The sequence below is a fragment of the Candidatus Dependentiae bacterium genome (assembly GCA_003511165.1).
In the GTDB taxonomy this organism is placed as follows: domain Bacteria; phylum Babelota; class Babeliae; order Babelales; family UBA12411; genus UBA12411.
In genome coordinates this window covers 15,330-35,953 of the sequence record DOJW01000008.1, presented here as the reverse complement: position 1 = coordinate 35,953, position 20,624 = coordinate 15,330, and the positions used below count along the sequence as shown (strand labels likewise).

16 protein-coding genes are annotated in these 20,624 nt (G+C 30.1%); 13 read left to right on the top strand and 3 right to left on the bottom strand.

Going from position 1 to position 20,624, the window contains the following annotated elements; all coding sequences use genetic code 11:
* Positions 1-12 precede the first annotated feature (12 nt).
* Genes DEA20_03965 through DEA20_03955 form a run of 3 tightly spaced genes read left to right on the top strand, consistent with a single transcriptional unit; the run spans position 13 to position 2,151 of the window.
* Complete coding sequence (locus DEA20_03965) at positions 13-795, top strand: basic amino acid ABC transporter substrate-binding protein (GenBank protein HBS48327.1); 783 nt, start codon at positions 13-15, stop codon at positions 793-795.
* A complete protein-coding gene (locus DEA20_03960) occupies positions 780-1,451 on the top strand; it encodes a hypothetical protein (protein HBS48326.1) in 672 nt (223 codons plus the stop codon). The genes DEA20_03965 and DEA20_03960 overlap by 16 nt, the downstream gene beginning before the upstream one ends.
* Positions 1,438-2,151: a peptide ABC transporter ATP-binding protein gene (locus DEA20_03955; protein HBS48325.1), complete on the top strand. Its 714-nt coding sequence runs from the start codon at positions 1,438-1,440 to the stop codon at positions 2,149-2,151. Before DEA20_03960 ends, DEA20_03955 begins: the two co-directional genes overlap by 14 nt.
* Positions 2,152-2,226: 75 nt before the next feature.
* On the opposite strand, the gene DEA20_03950 is transcribed toward DEA20_03955, so the two are convergent.
* Positions 2,227-3,561 (bottom strand): hypothetical protein, encoded by a 1,335-nt coding sequence (locus DEA20_03950; GenBank protein HBS48324.1) that lies wholly within the window; start codon positions 3,559-3,561, stop codon positions 2,227-2,229.
* A gap of 288 nt (positions 3,562-3,849) precedes the next feature.
* On the opposite strand from DEA20_03950, the gene DEA20_03945 reads away from it, so the two are divergent.
* The 10 genes from DEA20_03945 to asnB all read left to right on the top strand — a co-directional run bounded on the left by DEA20_03945 (position 3,850) and on the right by asnB (position 17,762).
* Positions 3,850-4,908, top strand: a complete 1,059-nt coding sequence (locus DEA20_03945) for a hypothetical protein (protein HBS48323.1) — start codon at positions 3,850-3,852, stop codon at positions 4,906-4,908.
* 82 nt (positions 4,909-4,990) lie between these two features.
* Complete coding sequence (locus DEA20_03940) at positions 4,991-5,806, top strand: hypothetical protein (protein HBS48322.1); 816 nt, start codon at positions 4,991-4,993, stop codon at positions 5,804-5,806.
* Positions 5,807-5,887: 81 nt separating this feature from the next.
* On the top strand, positions 5,888-6,616 hold the full coding sequence (locus DEA20_03935; GenBank protein ID HBS48321.1) for a hypothetical protein: 729 nt from the start codon (positions 5,888-5,890) through the stop codon (positions 6,614-6,616).
* Positions 6,617-6,805: 189 nt separating this feature from the next.
* A complete protein-coding gene (locus DEA20_03930; protein HBS48320.1) occupies positions 6,806-7,984 on the top strand; it encodes a UDP-N-acetylglucosamine 2-epimerase (non-hydrolyzing) in 1,179 nt (392 codons plus the stop codon).
* A gap of 12 nt (positions 7,985-7,996) precedes the next feature.
* On the top strand, positions 7,997-9,244 hold the full coding sequence (locus DEA20_03925) for a UDP-N-acetyl-D-mannosamine dehydrogenase (protein ID HBS48319.1): 1,248 nt from the start codon (positions 7,997-7,999) through the stop codon (positions 9,242-9,244).
* Positions 9,241-11,505: an oxidoreductase gene (locus DEA20_03920; protein ID HBS48318.1), complete on the top strand. Its 2,265-nt coding sequence runs from the start codon at positions 9,241-9,243 to the stop codon at positions 11,503-11,505. The genes DEA20_03925 and DEA20_03920 overlap by 4 nt, the downstream gene beginning before the upstream one ends.
* The gene (locus DEA20_03915) at positions 11,502-12,926 is read left to right on the top strand and encodes an FAD-dependent oxidoreductase (protein ID HBS48317.1); all 1,425 of its coding nucleotides are present in this window, start codon (positions 11,502-11,504) and stop codon (positions 12,924-12,926) included. The genes DEA20_03920 and DEA20_03915 overlap by 4 nt, the downstream gene beginning before the upstream one ends.
* 21 nt (positions 12,927-12,947) lie before the next feature.
* A complete protein-coding gene (locus DEA20_03910; protein ID HBS48316.1) occupies positions 12,948-14,288 on the top strand; it encodes a hypothetical protein in 1,341 nt (446 codons plus the stop codon).
* Positions 14,289-14,309: 21 nt separating this feature from the next.
* Positions 14,310-15,818: a hypothetical protein gene (locus DEA20_03905; GenBank protein HBS48315.1), complete on the top strand. Its 1,509-nt coding sequence runs from the start codon at positions 14,310-14,312 to the stop codon at positions 15,816-15,818.
* A gap of 6 nt (positions 15,819-15,824) precedes the next feature.
* A complete protein-coding gene (asnB, locus tag DEA20_03900) occupies positions 15,825-17,762 on the top strand; it encodes an asparagine synthase (glutamine-hydrolyzing) (protein ID HBS48314.1) in 1,938 nt (645 codons plus the stop codon).
* Here asnB and DEA20_03895 read toward each other — a convergent pair.
* Together DEA20_03895 and sppA are read right to left on the bottom strand one after the other, a co-directional pair.
* Positions 17,656-19,572, bottom strand: a complete 1,917-nt coding sequence (locus tag DEA20_03895; protein ID HBS48313.1) for a hypothetical protein — start codon at positions 19,570-19,572, stop codon at positions 17,656-17,658. The genes asnB and DEA20_03895 overlap by 107 nt on opposite strands.
* Positions 19,573-19,606: 34 nt before the next feature.
* Positions 19,607-20,560: a signal peptide peptidase SppA gene (gene sppA / locus DEA20_03890; GenBank protein ID HBS48312.1), complete on the bottom strand. Its 954-nt coding sequence runs from the start codon at positions 20,558-20,560 to the stop codon at positions 19,607-19,609.
* Between the last annotated feature and the right edge of the window lie 64 nt (positions 20,561-20,624).

Genomic DNA, 20,624 nt, shown 5'->3' with positions numbered 1-20,624 from the left:
TGTTTTTTCCTTATGTATATTATTAAAGCTCAAGGTGTAGAGATGAAAAAAATTTTGTTTGTATTAGGTTTAAGTATTGTTTTTTTTAGCAGTTGGTATTTGTTTAAACATGGAAAAAAAACAAATTCTAATGATGTTATTATTGTAGGTACTAATGCGGAATATCCACCATTTTCGTTTGTTAAGAATGATACTATCGTAGGTTTTGATATAGATATAATTTCTGAAATTTGTAAAAGATTAGGTAAAAAAATAATTATCAAAGATATGCCTTTTGATGTTTTAATTCCAGAAATTCAACGAGGATCTATTAATTTGATAGCAGCTGGCATGACCCCTACTGAAGAAAGAGCTAAAGAAGTTATTTTTACACAATGTTATTTTGTAGGTGATCCTTTAGTTATAATATCGCCATCAAATAAATCTTTAACAAAAATAGATCAATTGTTTGGAAAAGAAGTAATTGTAAATGAAGGGTATACCGCTGATTTTTATATGACTTCTTTTAAAGAAATAAAACTTAAAAGATTACAAACACCTGCAGCTGCTTTCCTTGCATTAGATGCAGGTAGAGCGGATGCTTATGTTGTAGCTCGATCTACGGTATCTTCTTTTTTTAAACAATATGGAAATGAAAAATTTATAGTTACTTCAATCCCTAATACAGAAGAAAAATATGCAATAGCAGTTTCTCCTTGTAATTCAGATTTATTACCCAAACTTAACAATATTTTAGATGATATGAAAAAAGATGGTACTTTGGATCAGTTAAAGCAAAAATGGGGATTAAATTAATGGATTTTATTTTTTTAAATGAATCTTTTTTTTATTTATTGCGCGGTGCTTTGGTTAGTATCCGTATAGCTGGAATTGCTTGTTTAATAGGTTTAATTGGTGGGACAGTTCTTGCTTTGGTTCAAACGGGTTCAAACAAATTTTTACGAGTTTTAGTTACATTATATATTACTCTTATTAGAGGCACTCCGATGCTTGTGCAAATAATGATTGTTTTTTTCATTTTGCCTCAATTAGGAATAAATTTTTCAGCATTTTGGTCTGCTGTTTTAGCGATAGGTATGAACAGTAGTGCTTATTTGAGTCAGATAATAAAAGCTGGAATTTTATCCATAGGAAAAGGACAATGGGAAGCAGCTCAAGTTTTGGGGTTTAATAAAGCACAGACTATGAAATTTATTATTTTACCGCAGGCTTTACGAGTTATTATTCCTGCTTTAGGAAATGAATTTATTACATTGCTTAAAGATTCTAGTTTAGCTTCAACTATAGGTGTTGTGGAACTTGTAAAAGAGGGATCGTTAATAATAAGCAAAACTTATAAAGTGATTCCTGTTTATTGTTTAGTTACTATAATATATTTAATTATGACAACCATTCTTTCGGTGGCTCTTGTTAGATTTGAAAAAAGGATAAAAAGACATGCTCATAATTGAAAATCTTTCAAATACTATTCATGGGAAAAAAGTTTTAAAAAATATTTCTCTGCGAATTAAACATGGAGAAATTGCTGTTTTACTTGGTTCATCCGGGGTTGGTAAATCGACCTTACTTCGAGTTTTGAATAATCTTAATTCTTTTGATTCAGGCGATATTACACTTGATGGAAAATCTTTTGATTTTGATAAGGTTAATCAAAGTCATACTGTTGGAATGGTATTTCAACACTTTAATCTTTTTGATCATTTGACTGTAAAAGAAAATATTACACTTGCTTTGGAAAAATTGCTTAAAAATAGTAAAAAAGAAGCTGAAAAAACAGCAATTGATTTATTGAAAAAGTATGGGCTTGAAGATTTTGCAAATTCATTTCCTGCTGATTTATCGGGGGGACAAAAACAACGGCTTGCCATTGCGCGTACTGTTGCTCTTAAGCCTAAAGTTATTTGTTTTGATGAGCCAACTTCTGCTTTAGATCCTATGCTCAAAAATTTTGTTGCCGAAAGTATTCAAGATCTTGCAAAACAAGGATATATAGTTTTGGTAGCGTCGCATGACATAATGTTACTTGAAAATCTTGTCTGTACTATTTATTTGATGCAGGAAGGCAATATTGTTCAAGTTGCTGATTCTTTGGATTTTATAAAAAATAAAGAAAATTACGCGCTTATAAATGCTTTTATAAAAGGAAGATAATATATCAATTTTATAATTGAAAAAAAAGGCCGTTGAGCAAATTTACTCAACGGCCTTTTTTTATTTAAAGTTTTATTATTTCTTCATAAAACAACAACTTTTTCCAGATTTTGGACAAGCTGTTTGAAATTTGAATATGATTAACCCAATTATTAAAAGAGAAACAAATGGGAGTATATAAATTACGCTTCCGATTTCGATCCAGCTAAAATATCCCAAGATTAAGCAAGAAATGATTCCTATTATAGGAGTTATTATTTCTTTGAGCGCATTCTTTTTAACTAAAATTACTATTAAAGAAACTAAAGTTAAAGTTAATGTAAACAACTGTCCAAGGTTTGTTATAGAAATCAATGTAACTTTGTGATTTATTAAAGATAAAAAGGCAAAAGCTAAAAAGCTTTGTGTAAACATTGCTGTATAAGGTCTGTGAAAAACATTCATTTTTTTTAAAAAATTGGGGAAAAATACTATTTTTTCTTTTGCCATAGAGTTTAAAAGAAAGCTTTGTGCATTTACTTCTCCATATATTGCACCGGCATAAGAACAAAATATAGACATTATGATAATTGTGCTTATTGCGGATAATATTAAAGGGGAAGTGATGTAGAGGAAGCTTATAAATCCGCTTGTGCCTTGAGTTGCAAGATTTTCAAATCCCATTATTTGAATTAATCCAAGATGAAATACTGTATAAATTAGTACGGTGATAAAGAAGCCAAGAAGAATTGCGCGGGATGCATTTTTTTCACCTTCTTCTATTAGATGGCTAATGCTGCAACAGGATTCAAATCCCCAGAATCCGAATATTGCTAAAGGGATAGAGTATTTTAGGTCTAACAAAGAGTAATTTGGGGCTGAATATCCTTTTAATATTAATTTCCCACTTAATAATAAATACAAGGCTGCGAGTATAAGAATGATAAGAGGTAAAAGTTTTGCGAATGTTAAAATGGATTGAATTTTGCTAACAATTTTAATACTTATCAAGCTTAATAAATAGAAAATTGCAAAGAAAAATAAATTAAAAATTATTGGATGTGCTGCGATTAAAGGTAAATCAAATCTAGCTATTAAAAGTTCTCTAAACGAAAAGCCTTGAACAGACATTGCGCCTAAATATGTTAAAAAATATGCCCAACCGCATAAAAAACCGGCTGTAGTTCCAAGACCGCTTCTTGCATAATTGAAGAAGCTACCTTCGTCTGGAAGAAATTTTGAAATTTTAGCAATGCTGAAAACTAGGGGTAAAAATATGATGGCACTTAATCCCCAACCTAAAAAACTTAAAGGACCAGATTTTTGAGCCATGATTGGAGGCGTAATAAAAATTCCAGCTCCGATCATAATATTTATGTTAATAACAATAGCGGCGAACAAAGATATTTTGGGATGCTTTTTTTCAGACATTTTCTTCCTTTATTTTTATAGAGATGAATACTGCGGTAAATCATAAAATCTCAAATTTGTAAGGTATATTATAAAAACAAAAATAACAATACAAATAGAACTGTGAGGCTATTGATGTTGAATATAATAAGATGTTAGTGGAATAGTTTAAATAATATATTTTCTTGAAAATTTGAAATGGTGTGATAATATTGGCAAGGTATAGGTCTTTGGTCCTATTTGCAAAAAATGCAAGGTAAGGTAGTAATAAAGAAAAGATAAGATTTGGTTTTTACATTAAGGATAAATATGAAAAGTAAAATGCAGATAACTTCTAAGATTTTAGTAGGCGGTTTAATTTTAACAGCCTTAACAGGATGCGGCGGTTTGTTTAAAAAAGATAAAGAAGAAGGCGCAGCTTTAATAACAATCAATGGCGAAGCAGTTCTTAAGCAAGGCGAATTTAACAAATACCTAGAACAATTTCTTCAATTACCTCAACTTCGTGGCGCAATGACAATCGAAACAATGCCTGAAGTTATGAAAAAGAATATTCTTCAAAGTTTAGTAGACCAAAAAGTTGTTCTTTATTGGGCAAAGAAAAACAGCGTAGAAGGTAATGCCGAATTCAAGAAAAATCTTAATGATTTAATCAAACTTGTTACAGACCAATCAATGATCAAGTTTTTCGAAAAAGATACATTCGACAATATAAAGATTTCAGAAGACGATTCAAAAGCAGAATTTGAAAAAAATAAAAAAAGATTTGTTAAAGCTGAAGGCGGAGTTGCTGTAGTAGGAATTAGCTTTGAAAAACCAATGGATGCAACAGCATTTATGAGCAGAATCAAAGGCAAAGAAGCAAATTTTGAAGTAATAGCAAAAGAAACTAAATCGGGCGTTTTCAGAAATTTTGGCCGAGTTGAAAAAGATTCTAATATTCCAGGTATGCCAAATATGAATTCAGTTTTAGCAGCTGCAACATTCCCAACAATCAAAATGGTAAAAGATGGAAGATTGACATGGGTAATTTGTGGAATCGATAAGAAAGAAGCAGAATATAGAACTTTTGAAGAAGCTAAGAAAGAAATCGAAGACCAACTTAAAATGCAAAAGTTTGGCGTAGAGTTCAAAAACAGAATCGACGGTTTGAAAAAAGAATACAAAATTGAACTTAATGAAGCTGCTTTAGCTCCAAAAAAAGAAGAACCAAAAGCTGAAGAAAGCAAAAAATTAGCAGAAAATGAAACACCAAAATGTGCTTGCGATGAATGCGGCGAAAAACATGCAGAAGAAATGAAAAAAGAAGAACCAAAAACTGAAGAAGCTGCAACTGAAGCAGAGCATAAAGAAGAAGATAAAGACTAATTTATTAAATATTTAATAAGTTTGTGTGGGGCAAGGTGCAATGCGCTTTGCCCCATTTTTTTAGAAAAAAACTAGGAGAAATGTGAAAAAATTATTTTTGCTTGGGGGTTTGTTTTTAATAAATAATTTTTGTTATTCGAGAGAGCTTGTCAATAAAGAGACCGTGAAGGTAAATGGAGTTAGTATTTTGCTCTTAGATTTAGAAATTCCTCATATCGGTTTTGAAGCAAAAAAATATACAATAGATGATGCGATAGCCCAAGAGCTTTATTTTCAAGAAGCTTTAAAGAAGAAATTAAATGCTACAGGGACAGATTTAGAAAAACAAATTTCTAGCATGAAAAATTCACAAAACATAAAAACGGATGAAGAGCTTGAATCTTTTTTGAAAAAAGAAGGTTATACATTAAAACGATATAAACTTGAACTTATAAAATTTATGTCTGTTAATAACCTTTTGCAGCTTGAGGTCAAAAGTAGAATATTTGTTACGACTCAAGAGTTAGAAGAATATTACCAGAAAAATCCACAGTGGGAAGAAGCTGAATTTATCTTGAAAACATGCATTATTCCTTTTAAAGAAGTAAAAGATGAAAAAGATATTTTGAAGAAAAAAGATTTGGCATGGATTCAAACCGATTGGGTAAAAAAAGAAGATCTTTCAGAGGAAATGTCTTTTATTTCTGATATGCAAAAAGGGGATATTTCAAAGCCCATTAAAACAGCAAAAGGTTATCAACTGGTACAGATTGTTGATAAAAGAGAAAAACATTTAAAACTTCTTGATGAAGTGGCTGTTGAAGTTCGAAAAAAAATTCGTGAAGAAAAAATGGAAAAATTTGAAAAAGAATATTTAAAAGAACTTAAAGATAAGGCTTTTATAGAGTATTTGGATTAAAAATAGCTAAACAAAATTAAAAAAGAAAAGTTGTAAATGAAGTTTGAATTTTAGAAATTTTATTTAATAAGGATTAATTTTATGTTTAAAAATAAACTTTGTTGTTTGATTATGCTTGCAGCTTTTTCTTTTGGTTTTGTTAAACCAATTCAAGAAAGTACTTCGACGGTTTTAGCTTCTGTTGGTGGTGCTACGACTGCAGCGGTTGTTTATGGTGTTTGTGATTCTTGCGGAATGGGCAATTTTAAATTTTTAGCAAGTTTGGGAGCTGGCGCTACTGCTGGATTGCTTGCAAAGTTATTTTTTGATCAATTTACTCCACAAGGAAGATTAAAAAGAGCTATAAGCAAGATTGCTTTAGCTGAAGCATGTGAAATAATTTCTTACAATATTACTTCAGAAAAAGATCTAATTTCTTTTTCAAGAAGAGTTTATATAGCAAGTAATTATCCTTTAGTTTTAGCAAATATAGAGCTTAATGAAATACGTCTTAATCTAATTGATGCAAAAGGCCTTCTATATGCTGCTTTAAATGAGTCTTTAGATAAAAAAGATTTTTGTGAAAAAGTTAAATTTTATATTCAAAAAAATGATTTGCTTTTAAAAAGAGTCATAGATTCTATGGAAATTATTACAAGAGATAATCTTTATTCAGTTGAATTCGAGAGGTATCAGAAATATCAACTTGCACTAGCAGAAATGGCTCAACGAGAAAAATTTCACAATGAAGATAGATGGCAAAAAGAAAGAAGCTTAAATCAAAAAGAACGTCTCAATGATAATCTGGTTGATGCAATTAAAAATCGATAAATTTAAAGGTAATAAATTAAAAAACAGGATAAAGAGTCTTGTTATTATGGAAATTTATAATATTTTAGGTTGATTCACGATTTATATTAAGGCGACAAATTTTTGTCGCCCTTTTTTTATGTTTTGCATCTTTTTACTTCTCCCAGTACAATATTTAAATATTAATTTATTCAAAAAAGGTTTTGCAGTATGAAGCCGATTGTTCTTGTAGTAGGTACTCGCGCAGAAGCTCTAAAATTAGTTCCTCTTTATATAAAATTGAAGGAAGAAAACTTTTTTGTTTATCTTTGTGGAACATTTCAACATGCAGAAATGCTTCGGCAGGTTTTCGATCTTTTTAATGTTTCTCCCGATTTTAATTTGGATATAATGGTTCCAAATCAAGATCTTTTTCATGTTCATGTTGCGGCTTTAGAAAAAACTAAAGAAGTTTATCAAAAAATTAATCCTGCTCTTGTTATCGTTCATGGTGATACGACTACAACTTTATGCGCTGCAATGGCAGCTTTTTATATGCGTATTCCTATAGCACATGTTGAAGCTGGACTTCGAACCGGAAATATGTATTCTCCATTTCCTGAAGAAATGAATCGAAAAGTTGTTGGTCAAATTGCTACGTATCATTTTTCTCCTACGGCCCTTGCAACTGCCAATATTTTGGCAGAAGGTGTATCGCGTGAAAATGTTTTTTGCACTGGTAATACAATAGTCGATTCATTGCAATTTATTTCTCGTAAAATTTTGTCAAAAGAAGTTTTGGTAAATTCGGATTTGATTTTTAAAGTTGATGAGTGTAAAAGAAAAAATAAAAAAATAATTTTACTTACAGCGCATAGACGGGAATCTTTTGATGGAGGTTTAAATCGCATTTTTTCTGCTATTAAAACTTTTGCAGAAAACTATCAAGATGTAGAAATTTTCTATCCCTCGCATCCAAATCCCAATGTTTTAAAAGCGATCGAAGAGTCAGAGTTAAAAGAAATTTCTAATATTTCAATAATGCCGCCACTTATTTATAAGGATTTAGTTTATATTTTGATGAATTGTGATTTTGTAGCAACCGATTCAGGTGGAATACAGGAAGAGGCTGTTAGCCTCGGTAAAAAAGTTTTATGTTTACGTGATGTGACAGAGCGATATGAAGGCGTTTGGGAAGGTTCTGAAATTCTTGTTGGTACAAATGTAGAAAAGATTTTGGATGGTCTTCAAAAATTTTATCAGCAAGATTATTATTCCTCTAAACCATCATCTATTTATGGTGATGGTAATGCGTGCACGCGAATTGCATCGATTCTAAAATCAAAATTAAATTTGGAAATTCCAAATTCTTTAATTAGGTCTGGGATTGTAAAATTGGAAAAAATTTAAAAGGGTGATCTTATGAAACAAATAGCTGTTATAGGACTTGGTTACATCGGTTTACCTACGGCTATTTTGGCTGCAAAAAGTGGTTATGATGTTTTGGGTTTTGATGTTGATGAATCTAAAATTTGCAAAATTAAAAATGGTGATCCATCGATAATTGAGCCACAAATTAAAGAAAATTTGTTAGATGTTTTATCAAGTGAAAAATTTGAAGTTTCATCTATTCTAAAACCGGCAGATTGTTTTATTGTAGCTGTTCCAACTCCTTTTAAAGAAGGTAAAAAAGCAGATTTAAGTTTTGTATTTTCTGCGGCAAAATCTATCGCAAAAGTTTTGAAAAAAGATGATTTGATTATTTTAGAATCAACTATTCCTGTAGGTACAACAGAGCTTGTTGCAGAATTTTTAGAAAGAGAAAGTGGACTTGTAGCAAAAAAAGATTTTTTGGTAGCTCATTGTCCAGAGCGGGTTTTGCCAGGTAGAATTTTTTATGAGCTTGTCAAAAATGACCGTGTTGTTGGTGGAATAGATCAAGAATCTTGCAATGCAGCGAAAAAATTTTATGCTGCATTTGTTGAAGGTGATATTCATACAACAGATGATAAAACGGCAGAAATGGTAAAACTTGTTGAAAATAGTTCTCGCGATGTTCAAATCGCTTTTGCAAATCAAGTTGCAGCTATGGCACGTGATGCAAAAATAGATCCTTACGAAGTTATAAACCTTGCAAATCGTCATCCTCGAGTAAAAATTTTAAATCCAGGCTGCGGTGTGGGTGGGCATTGCATAGCTGTTGATCCTTGGTTTTTGATAGAAAGTTTTCCTAAAAGTACAACATTGTTGCAGTCAGCTCGAGATGTAAATGATTTGCGCCCGCGTGAGATTATTAATGAAGTTTCTAAATTGGTTGAAAAGATAAAACAAGAAAAAAATATTTTAAAAGTAAAAGTTTTAGTTTTAGGTTTAACCTTCAAACCAGGTGTTGATGATTTACGTGAATCGCCAGCTCTCAAGATCGCTAAAGATTTAAATTTGCAAAAAGATGTTGATTTATTTGCATGTGAACCAAATGTTACTAGTGAAAAAATTAGTCATTTAGGTTTTTTGTCTACAGCTTTAAATGAAGGTTTGAAAAATTGTGATTTAATAGTTTCTTTGGTTTTACACAAAGAATTTAAAAATATTCCTTTAAATATAATTCAATCAAAATTAATTATTGATACATGTGGTTTGATACATGAGCTTGAAAGAGGAAAAGAATGAAGCAACTTTTTTTACAAAAGGGTAGCGTTTTAATTAAAAATGTTCCGATTCCGCAATATTCCAAAAATGATGTGGTTGTACGAACTTATTATTCATTTATTAGTTCTGGTACAGAAATTGCGACTTTAAACGAATCTGGAAAATCTCTTTTGAAAAAATTTATTAGCAATTTTTCAGATAATTTCAAAAAAGTAAAAGCAGCAGTAAAGGATAATGGTATTCAAGGAACATTATCTTTGATTAATAGCAAAAAAAGCGAAGTTATTCAGCTTGGTTATTCTTGCTCTGGACAAGTAGTTGCTGTTGGTAGTGATGTAGAAAAATTTAAAATTGGAGATTATGTTGCTTGTGCGGGGGCTGGTTTTGCAAATCATAGCGAAATTGTCTGCGTTCCTTCTAATCTTATTGTAAAATTACAAAGTGATGAATATTTAAAACAATCATCTTTGGCTGCTATCGGATCCATAGCGATGCAAGGTTTTAGGCGTGCAAATTTATCCTTGGGAGAGGTGGTTTGCGTTGTTGGTTTAGGACTTATTGGACAATTGACTGTTCAGATAGCAAAAGCAGCAGGTCTTTTTGTAGTAGGTATAGATATAGAAGAAGAGCGAATTTCTTTAGCTAAAAGTTTTGGTTGTGATTTGGTTTTAAATTCTAGTCGAGATGATGTTAAAAAAAATATTGATTTTTTTACGCAGCATTATGGTGTTGATGCAACTATAATCACAGCAGCTTCAGCTTCAGGCAAAATAATTCAACAAGCAATGGAAATTACACGTAAAAAGGGAAAAGTTGTTTTGGTAGGAGATGTAAAAATAGATTTTGATCGCAGTCCTTTTTATAGCAAAGAAATAGATTTTTTGATTTCTTGTTCTTATGGTCCGGGACGATATGATCAATCTTACGAAAATGAATGTAAAGATTATCCTTTTGCTTATGTTCGTTGGACTGAAAACCGAAATATGCAGCTTTTTGTAAATATGATTGTACAAAAAAAGATAAATATTGATTCTATTATTTCTCAAGAATTTTCAGTTGATGATTCAATCGAAGCTTATAAAGCTTTGAAAAATAAAAAATCTTTGGGAATTGTGCTTTCTTATAAAAATAATTCTGATCTCTTGGTAAACAATGTATCAAAAGAAAATTTTGATTTGAATTTATCTAAGCCTTATATTGCAACGTATCAAAATATTTTAAAGACTGCCATTGTAGGTACAGGTGGATTTGCAAAGGTAAAATTATTACCACTACTATCAAAACGAAAAGATTTAAAAATTGAAGCAATTGTTGATCTTCAATCATCGCAGAGTATAAATATTGGTAGTCAGTATGATTCTGCAATAGTTACAAATGATTTGAATGCTATTTTAGAAAATGAAGAAATAAAGTTGATAGTTGTTGCAACTCCTCATAAATTACATTTGCAGCAAACTTTATCTTGTTTAAAGGCGGGTAAAGCTGTTTTCGTTGAAAAGCCAGCAGCTGTAACATGCGAAGAATATTCGTCGCTAAAATATTTTTTGAACAATGCAAAAAATTATTTATATTGTGTTGATTTTAATCGCTCATTTGCACCTTCTATTTTAAAAATCAAAAAAGAAATAAAAAAAAGAAATTCACCATTGGTTATAAATTATCGAATGAATTCTGGTTTTATATCTAAAGATCATTGGATACAGTCGATTGCAAATGGTGGTCGAATCATAGGCGAGGCGTGTCATATTTTTGAACTATTTAGTTATTTAACAGAATCGATTCCTACATTTGTTTCCGTAAGCGCGATTCATTCAAATTCGGATGATTTATTATCGTCTGATAATTTTGTTGCAGCCGTAACTTTTTCGGATGGATCAATGTGTTCTTTGATTTATACATCGCTTGGTAACAATGCACAGACAAAAGAGCTGATGGAAGTTTTCTTTGATGGCAAATCGATTGTGATGGATGATTATAGGCAAATTTCTGGTTATGGTGTTGATATTAACGAAAAATATTTACAGCAAGATAAAGGTCATGAATCATTATTAAATCAATTTATTGATGAGGTAAAAAAAGAAGATTTTGTTTCACCAATTTCTTCGCAGCGAATTTTGTTTGCTACGAAATTAAGTTTGATTGTTGATGCACTTTCAAAACAAGGTGGCGGATCTGCAATTTTGCATTCAGATGATCTAGAAATATTTTTTGATGATTATAAAAATTGTAAAAATGTTGCATGTAAAAATATTAATACAAATTTTAAGGAAGATTTGTTATGAAAGCCAAAAAGGTAGTAGTAATTGGCGCAGGGCCAGCGGGTTTAACCGCTGGCTTTGAGTTTTCTAAATTTAAAAATTTTGAAATTGTTATATTAGAAAAAGATGAAGCTGTTGGTGGTCTTGCAAGGACTTTTGATTATAAAGGCTACAAATTTGATATTGGACCGCATCATTACATTACTGATTCACCAAAAATTGAAAAATGGTGGAAAGATTTAATGGAAGATGATTTTATTCCTTTGAAGCGTTTTACAAGAATTTATTATAAAAATAGATTTTTTAATTACCCTCTTGAAGCAATGAATGTTTTAAAAAATTTGAATTTTTTTGAATGTGTAGCATGCGTTGGAAGCTATGCAAAAGTAAAAATTGCGCCTAAAAAAGATGTGAAAAGTTTTCAAGATTGGGTTTCAAATAGATTTGGTAAAAAGCTTTTTGGTATGTTTTTTAAAACTTATACAGAAAAAGTTTGGGGAATTAAGTGTGAGCAAATTTCTGCTGATTGGGCTGCACAGCGCATAAAAGGACTTTCGCTTTCTAATGCTATTTTTTATGCTTTTTTTGGAAAATGGTTTAAGAAAAATGCTCCTAGAACACTGCAAAGCAGTTTTTATTATCCTTCCTTAGGTTCCGGAAGTTTGTGGGATAGAGTTAGAGATAAAATATTGCAAAATCAAAATTCAAAAATATTTTGTAATTCCAATGTGGTTGAAATAGCTCATCAAGATGGTCTGATTAAAAAAGTTGGTATTTTAGACAAGAGTGAAGAATCTAAAATTCAGTTTTTTGAAGCAGATGAGTTTTTATCTTCTATGCCTCTTCAAGAGTTAATTTTTGCTCTTCGACCTTATGCGCCACAAGAAGTTATTGAAGCAGCTTCGAAATTAAGATATCGCGGACTTATAACTGTAAATTTAGTTGTAAATAAAAAAAATGTGATTCCAGACCACTGGATGTACATTCATGATGCAACTGTGAAAATGGGGCGCATTGGGAATATGAACAATTTTTCGATGAAAATGTCCGCACGAGAAGATCATACCGCAATTGATTTAGAATATTTCGCTTTTACGGATGAAGAATTTTGGTTAAAGAGTGATGAAGAATTACTTGAAATCGGAAAGCGAGAATTAGAAAAAATAAATATCGTAAAATATCCTGAAATTATAGATGGCATGGTTTTAAGGTCTAATCAGGCGTATCCAATTTATGATGAAAACTATCAGGAAAATTTAAAAATAGTCCTTGATTATTTATCCAATTTTTCAAATTTACATCTTATGGGTCGCAACGGCTTACACCGATATAACAATATGGATTTAGCTATGGAATCAGCAATTATTATTGTTGATAAAATATTGCAAAAACAAAATCTAAATTCAAAAGTTGTAAAGAATGAAAAAGAAATTATTGTGAATTAAAAATAATAAAAAGGATATTGAATGAAGTTTCATTTTTTTAGATTTTTAATAATATTAATTTATTCATCTTTATCGTTTTTAATTTTTTTTAATATTTCTTTACTTTCGATAATGGAAAATGATTCTGCAGCATATGTTGGATATTTAAATTGTTTTGAACGATGTGGCGCTTTTAATACTATTGGTGATCATATTTGTCATAACTGGTATAGTTTAGGATATCCCGCATTTATGGTATGCATTAGATCGTTATTGGGAAAAAGCTTTTGGCCCGTGATTTTTATACAGATTTTTTTAGCAATTTTGATAATATTTTTAATTTTTAAAATTGCATCTTATTTTTTTTCGCGAAAAGTTGCAAATTTAAGCATGATTTTAGCTTCTTTTAGTTTGGGTATTTTGTTATACCCTTATTTTATTTTAACGGAAAGTTTGCTTTGCTTTTTGCTTTTGTTTGGGTTTGAGCGATTTGTTTCATATCTATTTAGCGGGAAATTAAGTTCTTTAATTTTATCAGCTTTATTATTTGGACTATCAATTGTTGTAAAATCAGCAGCTATATTTTTTGTTCCTTTTTTAGCTATTATTTTGCTTTTTGTGAAACAAGGTTTTTCAAAAAAAATTATTAATGCAGCTATATTTTTATTCTTTTTTTTGCTTCCTGTTTTTGGGTATGTTTTGCGCAATCAGCAAGTTTATGGATACTTTTACTTAAAATCGGTAGATAAGGTTAATTTGTATGGTTTTTATCTGCCGGAAGTTTATGCCGAAAGTGAAAATATTCCTTTTGATGATGCAAATAAATATGTTAGATCTTTAATTCACGTTGATAATTTTGCATCTGGAGAAGGGTACAAAGAGGTACATGAATTATTTTGCAAAACTATAATAAAACATCCATTTTTAGCGGTTAAAATATGGATGAAAAATGTTATGAAAACTTTTTTAGGTCTTTATACAAATCATTTAAAAGTTCTGCTTTATCCAGAAATAAAAGATAACAATGGTTATTGTTCCTTTTTTAGTTTACAGGGAAGCTTTATTCAAAAAGTATGGAAATATCTTTCTTTTCATACTAATTCTAAATTTTTAGTTTTATTGAGTATTTTTGAAGTTATATGGAATGTTTTAAGATATTTATTTGTTTTAATTGCATTATCCTTTTTATTTTTAAAGCGTAAATTTTTATTATTTGTTTTGTTTAGTAGTTATATCTTTTATTTTTCTATAATTTCTGGTCATGCCGGATGCGCTCGTTTTAGGTTTTTGTTTGAACCAATTTTGATAATTTTAACGGCGGTTGGAATTTTTATTTTGTATAATTTTGTTTTTGGCAAAAAAGAAGAGATCTTTTTAAAGTAAAATGCTTTTAGGAGAGAAGGTATGAATTTTATTGAAACGATAAAAAAAGAGAAGAAATTTTTATTCATTCTGTTTTTAATAGCTTTTTTAGTGCGTGCTTTTATTTTTGTTACATACCTGAGCAAGAATGAAAATTATTTTCAGGTTGATTCAGATGCGTATCATAAAATCGCTACAAACATTGCGGAAGGTAAGGGCATTTCAGCGGATGGAAGTTCACCTCAATTTTATAGACTTCCAGGGTATCCAGCTTTTTTATCCGTTTATTATAAAGCTGTAGGTGTTGATCCCAAAAATGTTTTGTGGATACAAATTATTTTCGCTTCGCTTATTCCAATTTTGATATTTTTGCTTTCTCTTGTTTTGTTTCCAGGATATTTATTACTTGCGAGAATTGTCTCTATTTTTAGTTGTTTTCATTTTGGATTGGTTTTGTATTCTGGATTTTTTATGACGGAATCGATTTTTATACTTTTTTTTCTTTTGTTTGCGATTTTATTTTTCTCTCAAATATATCTTTTTTTTATTCCTAGAAAACGATCTTCATCTTTACTTGAAACCGTCATTTGCGCGGATGAAATGTGCCAAGGTCCAGGATTTATAGAACTTTGCGAAAAAATAGATGAAGACGATGATAAGAAATTTCGTAATAATTTAATTTGGAAACTGTTTTTAGCGGGCATTTTTTTAGGTTTAGCAGGTTTATTTAGGCCGGTAGGACATTATTTTATAGTTTTATCTTTGGTTGTTATTATTTTTTCAAATCTTAAATTTGCTGAAAAAATATGGGGTAGTTTAAGCATATTTATAGGTTGGGTTATTCCGGTTTCTTTTTGGTTAATTAGGAATTTTGTTTTAACAGGATATTTGTTTTTTCACACACTTCCAGGGGGACATTTTTTAAATCTTTCAGCTTCACGAGTTGCGATGACTGTGCAAAATTGTTCTTACTGGGATGCTCGTACAAATTTAAATAAAGAAGCAGCTGCAAATATTGCTCAAAAAGAGGTAGAACTTGGAAGAAAGCTGCAAGATATAGAAGTCTGTAATGAATCGCTTAATGTAGCCACTAAATATTTTAAAAAGTACCCAACAATAGCTATGAAATTTTGGTTAACAGATATGCTTAGAACTTCGCTATCCCTTTATTCTTCAGAGTTGGTAGTGATAAATTCGAAAGAAAAAATTGATTACTTTGACAAAAATAGAACCGTTTTTTCTTTGTTTAAAAGGTATTTAGTCCCTCCGATATCAAATAAATTTCTTATTTTTATAATTTATTTAGAGATTATATTATTCTTATTTGTTTTACTTGGATTTGGGTTCTTTATTTTTAATGTTTTTAGAAATTTTAAAAATAGAAAAAATGATTTTTCGAATCTTTTTAAAGTGATACCATTTATGGCTTTATTTATTGTTATTGCTCTTTCGGGAGGTTATAGTCGAATGCGATTACCGATAGAGCCTTTTTTAATGATTTTTGCATTTAAATTTTGGATTGAGTTTTTTAAAATTAACAAAGAAAATTGATAAAAAATGTGTGGAATTGCCGGTTATTTAAATCTAACGCGTCAGAATTTTAAAGTAGAAGAGTCTGTTTTAAATGATATGCAAACAGCTATCGCACACCGCGGGCCTGATGGTATTGGGTTATGGAAAGATGATAATTTTGGCATAGGTTTTGTGCATCGAAGGTTGAGCATTATAGATCTTTCTGATGCCGGTAATCAACCGATGATGGATGCTGAAAAAACGATAGTTATTTGCTTTAATGGTGAAATTTATAATTATCAGCAAATTCGAAAAGAACTCCAAAATTTAGGATACAAATTTATTTCCAATTCAGATACAGAAGTTTTGATTTATGCTTATAAAAATTGGGGTATAGATTTTATCAAAAAGCTCGAAGGTATTTTCGCGATTGCTCTTTTTGATTTGCACAAAAATGAATTTTATTTAATTCGGGATAATATAGGTGTAAAACCTGTTTATTTTTCAAATCAAAATGGAGTTTTTGCGTTTGCTTCAGAGATAAAAGCTTTATGGCAAATTTCATATTTTTCTAAAGAAATAAATGATCTTGGACTATATCACTATTTAACTTTTTTGGTCTCTCCAGCTCCAATGACTTTGTATAAAAATGTTTATAAGTTACCTGCTGGGTTTTATATAAAAATTGATTGTTATAAAAAAGTTGAATATCACAAGTGGTATTCTGCGGTTATTGCTGGCTCAAGAGAATATAAAAATGAAAAATTTTGTCAGGATGAACTTCATAGACTTCTTTTTGCTTCAATAAAAAAACAAATGATAGCGGATGTGCCTGTCGGGGTTTTTTTATCCGGCGGCGTTGATTCAAGTCTTAATGTTGCACTGATGTCTCAATTTTCAAATAATTTAAAAACTTTTAATGTTGTTTTTGAAGATGGTTTGGAGTTTGATGAGCGATCTTGGGCGAAGAAAGTTGCCGATAAATTTGGTACAAATCATCATGAAAAAGTAATTTCTGAAAAAGAAGCTTTTGATGCTTTTTCAAATATTGTTTATCACCAAGATGAACCGCTTGCTGATTGGGTTTGTATTCCTTTGTACTTTGTTTCAAAACTTGCAAGAGAAAATGGAATAACGGTTGTGCAAATCGGTGAGGGAGCAGACGAGCTTTTTAGTGGATACGGTTCCTATGCAAATTTTGTAGATTTTTATAAGAAATGGTGGCAACCAACTCAAAAACATTTGCCTAAAATTGTTAGACAATTTCTTTATAGAACCGCATCTCCTTTCTTAAGATCACAATATTCGGACTATTTAAGAAATTTGGCTTATGATCGAAGTTTATTTTGGGGAGGAGCTGTTGCCTTTCGAGAATCTGCCAAAAAGAATTTATTTTTGAAATCTAGAGAAAAAAAATTAGATCCAATTTGTAGCAAGATTTATCAAAATTTTGATTTAGGTTTTGATAGTTATAATGTTGTTGATTATCATTTATCTGAATTTAAAAAATTAGATCCTAGCGGTGATTTTTTGAAATCTATGATTTATTTGGAGTTTCAAAATCGACTTCCAGAATTACTTTTGATGCGTGCTGATAAGATGACAATGGCTCACAGCCTAGAGGGAAGGGTGCCCTTTTTGGATAAAAATTTAGTTGAATTTGGATTTGCGATATCTTCAGATTTAAAATACAAAAATGGAATTACAAAATATATTCTCAAAAAAGTGGCAGAAAAGCATCTGCCACATGATCTTATATATCGTAAAAAAATCGGATTTGCGGCTCCTGTGAAATATTGGCTTTCTAAAGGAAAATATTTTAAACCTTACTTTGAAAGTGTACTTCAGGATAAAAACAACTTTTGGCGACAATATATTAATTTTGCGGAAGTTCAAAAGTTGTTTGCACAACACATTGCGGGGAAAAAAGATCTTTCTCCTCAACTTTGGTTGTTATTGAATTTGTTTGAAGTAAAAATTTAGCAGATAGTTTTTGGCAAGGTTGAATTTTACCATAACTAGGCGAATAAAATCCTATACTCTTTTCTAAATTTAACTCTGAATGAAGTATTAAAACTGTGTTATTGAAATGTTTAATTTCCCAGAGTTTTTCGCTGATGTTTACTAAATTTATTTGTGGATGAAAAATAAAATTCCAGCATATTTCTGCGTGTGGAGAATTTATTTGTTCTGTAGGTTTTATCCAATCATCTATTTGAATCTTGTTTTCATTTTTATAAAAATTCAATTTTCTAAATTTTTGTAATTTTTTAAAATCGGATTGAAAGCTATGATTTTTTATGGTGATTAAATTTGAGTCGTTATTTATGATGCTAGTATCTTTTTGTTGCTGTTTTTGTAATAAAAAAAGCTCGTCAAGATCTTCTTGTTTATTTGCGCCTGTAATATAAAAAGTATTGTGGTTTTCATAAGAGCGCATCAAATTTCGCCAAGCTTTATTAGCTGTATAAACATAAGAACCACAATCGACAAGTATGGGTATATTCCCAATATTTAGAGTAATGGCAAGATCATCTTGGTGAAAATGTCCGGTTGGTTGCTTTTTGTCATATGTGCCATGTCGATAACTTATTTCCCAGTTATTTTTGATAATTGTTAATCCAAAATTTGGAAAATGAAATAAATGTTTATATTTATTGTCAGGTTTTTCTTTATTCAAAAATGGAGGTTGCGGGATGATTTTTCCACTGTCATTATCTCCGATTTGTAGAAGCTCTTGATGGTTTGTTTGGCAAATTCCTATAAAATTTTGCATTGATTCAAATTTGTCATATAACAGTTTTGGTATTTTTAAATTTATAGACTGACTTAATGTAATAAAAAGCCAAACGATTTCAGTAACCAATTGGTGATAATTTGTAGATCCTTCATAAGCTGTACCATCTATGTTTATCTGCGTGTCTATTTCTTTAATAATTTCTTTAAAGCACCATTCTAAATTCGTGTGGAAGGATTTGACATCTTGAAAGAAAATGCAAAGATAAAAATATCCAATTAAATCTGATAAATAATGATTGTTTGTTTGTTTATATTTTTCCCAATTATATTCCAGATAAGTTGCGTGATCGAAGAGCATGCAGATAAATTTTCCCCAAAAAGGTTTTGTAATAACATGCGAATTTTTGAAGAAATGAAATGCTAAAATAAGATTAATGCTTCGAATAGCAACTTCCATAGGACTAACCCAGTTGGGACCATATAAAAATTTATTTTTTTCTATCCAGTCTTCTATTTGTTTTTGAAAATACTGTGAATATTTTTCATTATTTGTTATTTGGTAAGCTTTACCTATGTAGTAGAGGTGCTGGAAGCGTGAAAGTTCCCATGGGTTTTTGATGTCGTAGGCATAATCTTGAAGATTTTGTTTTGATTTGTTTGAGATGTAAATATCTTGATAAAATTTGTTTGCAATATTTGGTTGAAAATTTTTTAGCTTACAATCAAAATGCCAATTAATTTTGTAAAAATGGTCTTTATGTCCGAATATTTCAAAGCAATTTCCAATTAATTCATCAGCTTTATCTAGAATTACTTTTTCGGGTAAATCTTTTGTATTTTTCAAAATATCGTAAAAATGTTTTTCTTTTTTTAATGATAAGAAAAAATCATTTGAACTATTTTTTATTTTGTACTGTTTTTGAATTTCACTCCAGCTATGAAATCTTTTTAAGTTTTTATACTTTAATTTAAATATTCTTTTTTTAAATCGATTTTTAATTGAAAAGAGTAAATCGATAGGGGTTTTAGTTTTTAATTTTTTGACAACATTCATGCTTTAGTCATTTTCGAGTTTTTATAAATTTTATCTAGCTAATTAATTTAGAATTTTCCGATGTTTCGTTGCTTAAAAATTTGTGCCAAATTTGTGAAATAGAATTTGCTGCAAGTGATGTTAGAGCTACTTGATTCTCTTGATCTTCTTCTGAAGAGCCAAATAATTTAGCAAAGGTGGATGTTGGTTTTGGCCTTATATACTTGATTTTACCTTCAACTTTTACGCCACGTTCTTTTAGCAAATTTTTAATAGTTTCAGTAGCATCCGATAATGATCCTAATTCATCTACAAGTTTTAGTTTAAGAGCCTGATTGCCTGTGAATATTTTGCCATCAGCCCAAATTTTTTCATCTTGAAGATGGAGATTTCGGTTTGTAGCAACGTCGCTTGTAAATTGTTTGTATACATCGTCAGAAACAGATTGAAGTAGTGCTGTTTCTTCCAATGATCTTTCTCTTGTTGTGCTTAAAATGGTTTTATATTTTCCACTTTTAACTTCATCAACTTTTATGTTAAATCGTTGTAATAATTTTTCTATGTTTGGAAGCATGCACACAACACCAATGCTACCGATAAGAGAAGATGGATTTGCTATAATTTTATCAGCGCAACATGCAACGTAGTATCCGCCGGATGCAGCCAAATCTTCTACAAGTACGACGACAGGTTTATCTTTTTTGAATTTTTTTAATTCGTTAAAGATTGCTTGAGATGCACCAGGAAGTCCGCCGGGGGAATTGATCTGGAGTAATAATGCTTTAATATCTGAATTTTTGTGAAATTTTTGAATTTGTTTTATTACATATTCGGAGCTATTGATTGTTCCTATTTTTATTACACCAACTTCGGTATCCGGTGAAACAACTTTTTTAATAGTTTTTTTTACGCTTGTGTAAACGATTGGAACAAATTGTAAAATTATCAAAATGATTAAAAAATTTTTTAGAAAATTAGAAAAACGGCTTGAACCATTTGTATTTGCCATTGAATTCCTTTTTTTGTTTTTGAACCGAAATAAACGGTTTTATATTAAAATTTTGGATGTAAAT

What these genes read in the sequence shown, in the direction of transcription:
- DEA20_03905 (HBS48315.1), top strand. Translation starts at nt 14,310, where the DNA reads ATGAATTTTATTGAAACGATAAAAAAAGAGAAGAAATTTTTATTCATT.
- DEA20_03945 (HBS48323.1), top strand. Translation starts at nt 3,850, where the DNA reads ATGAAAAGTAAAATGCAGATAACTTCTAAGATTTTAGTAGGCGGTTTA.
- sppA (HBS48312.1), bottom strand. Translation starts at nt 20,560, where the DNA reads ATGGCAAATACAAATGGTTCAAGCCGTTTTTCTAATTTTCTAAAAAAT.
- DEA20_03910 (HBS48316.1), top strand. Translation starts at nt 12,948, where the DNA reads ATGAAGTTTCATTTTTTTAGATTTTTAATAATATTAATTTATTCATCT.
- DEA20_03895 (HBS48313.1), bottom strand. Translation starts at nt 19,572, where the DNA reads ATGAATGTTGTCAAAAAATTAAAAACTAAAACCCCTATCGATTTACTC.
- DEA20_03915 (HBS48317.1), top strand. Translation starts at nt 11,502, where the DNA reads ATGAAAGCCAAAAAGGTAGTAGTAATTGGCGCAGGGCCAGCGGGTTTA.
- DEA20_03935 (HBS48321.1), top strand. Translation starts at nt 5,888, where the DNA reads ATGTTTAAAAATAAACTTTGTTGTTTGATTATGCTTGCAGCTTTTTCT.
- DEA20_03960 (HBS48326.1), top strand. Translation starts at nt 780, where the DNA reads ATGGGGATTAAATTAATGGATTTTATTTTTTTAAATGAATCTTTTTTT.
- DEA20_03950 (HBS48324.1), bottom strand. Translation starts at nt 3,561, where the DNA reads ATGTCTGAAAAAAAGCATCCCAAAATATCTTTGTTCGCCGCTATTGTT.
- DEA20_03965 (HBS48327.1), top strand. Translation starts at nt 13, where the DNA reads ATGTATATTATTAAAGCTCAAGGTGTAGAGATGAAAAAAATTTTGTTT.
- DEA20_03930 (HBS48320.1), top strand. Translation starts at nt 6,806, where the DNA reads ATGAAGCCGATTGTTCTTGTAGTAGGTACTCGCGCAGAAGCTCTAAAA.
- asnB (HBS48314.1), top strand. Translation starts at nt 15,825, where the DNA reads ATGTGTGGAATTGCCGGTTATTTAAATCTAACGCGTCAGAATTTTAAA.
- DEA20_03925 (HBS48319.1), top strand. Translation starts at nt 7,997, where the DNA reads ATGAAACAAATAGCTGTTATAGGACTTGGTTACATCGGTTTACCTACG.
- DEA20_03955 (HBS48325.1), top strand. Translation starts at nt 1,438, where the DNA reads ATGCTCATAATTGAAAATCTTTCAAATACTATTCATGGGAAAAAAGTT.
- DEA20_03920 (HBS48318.1), top strand. Translation starts at nt 9,241, where the DNA reads ATGAAGCAACTTTTTTTACAAAAGGGTAGCGTTTTAATTAAAAATGTT.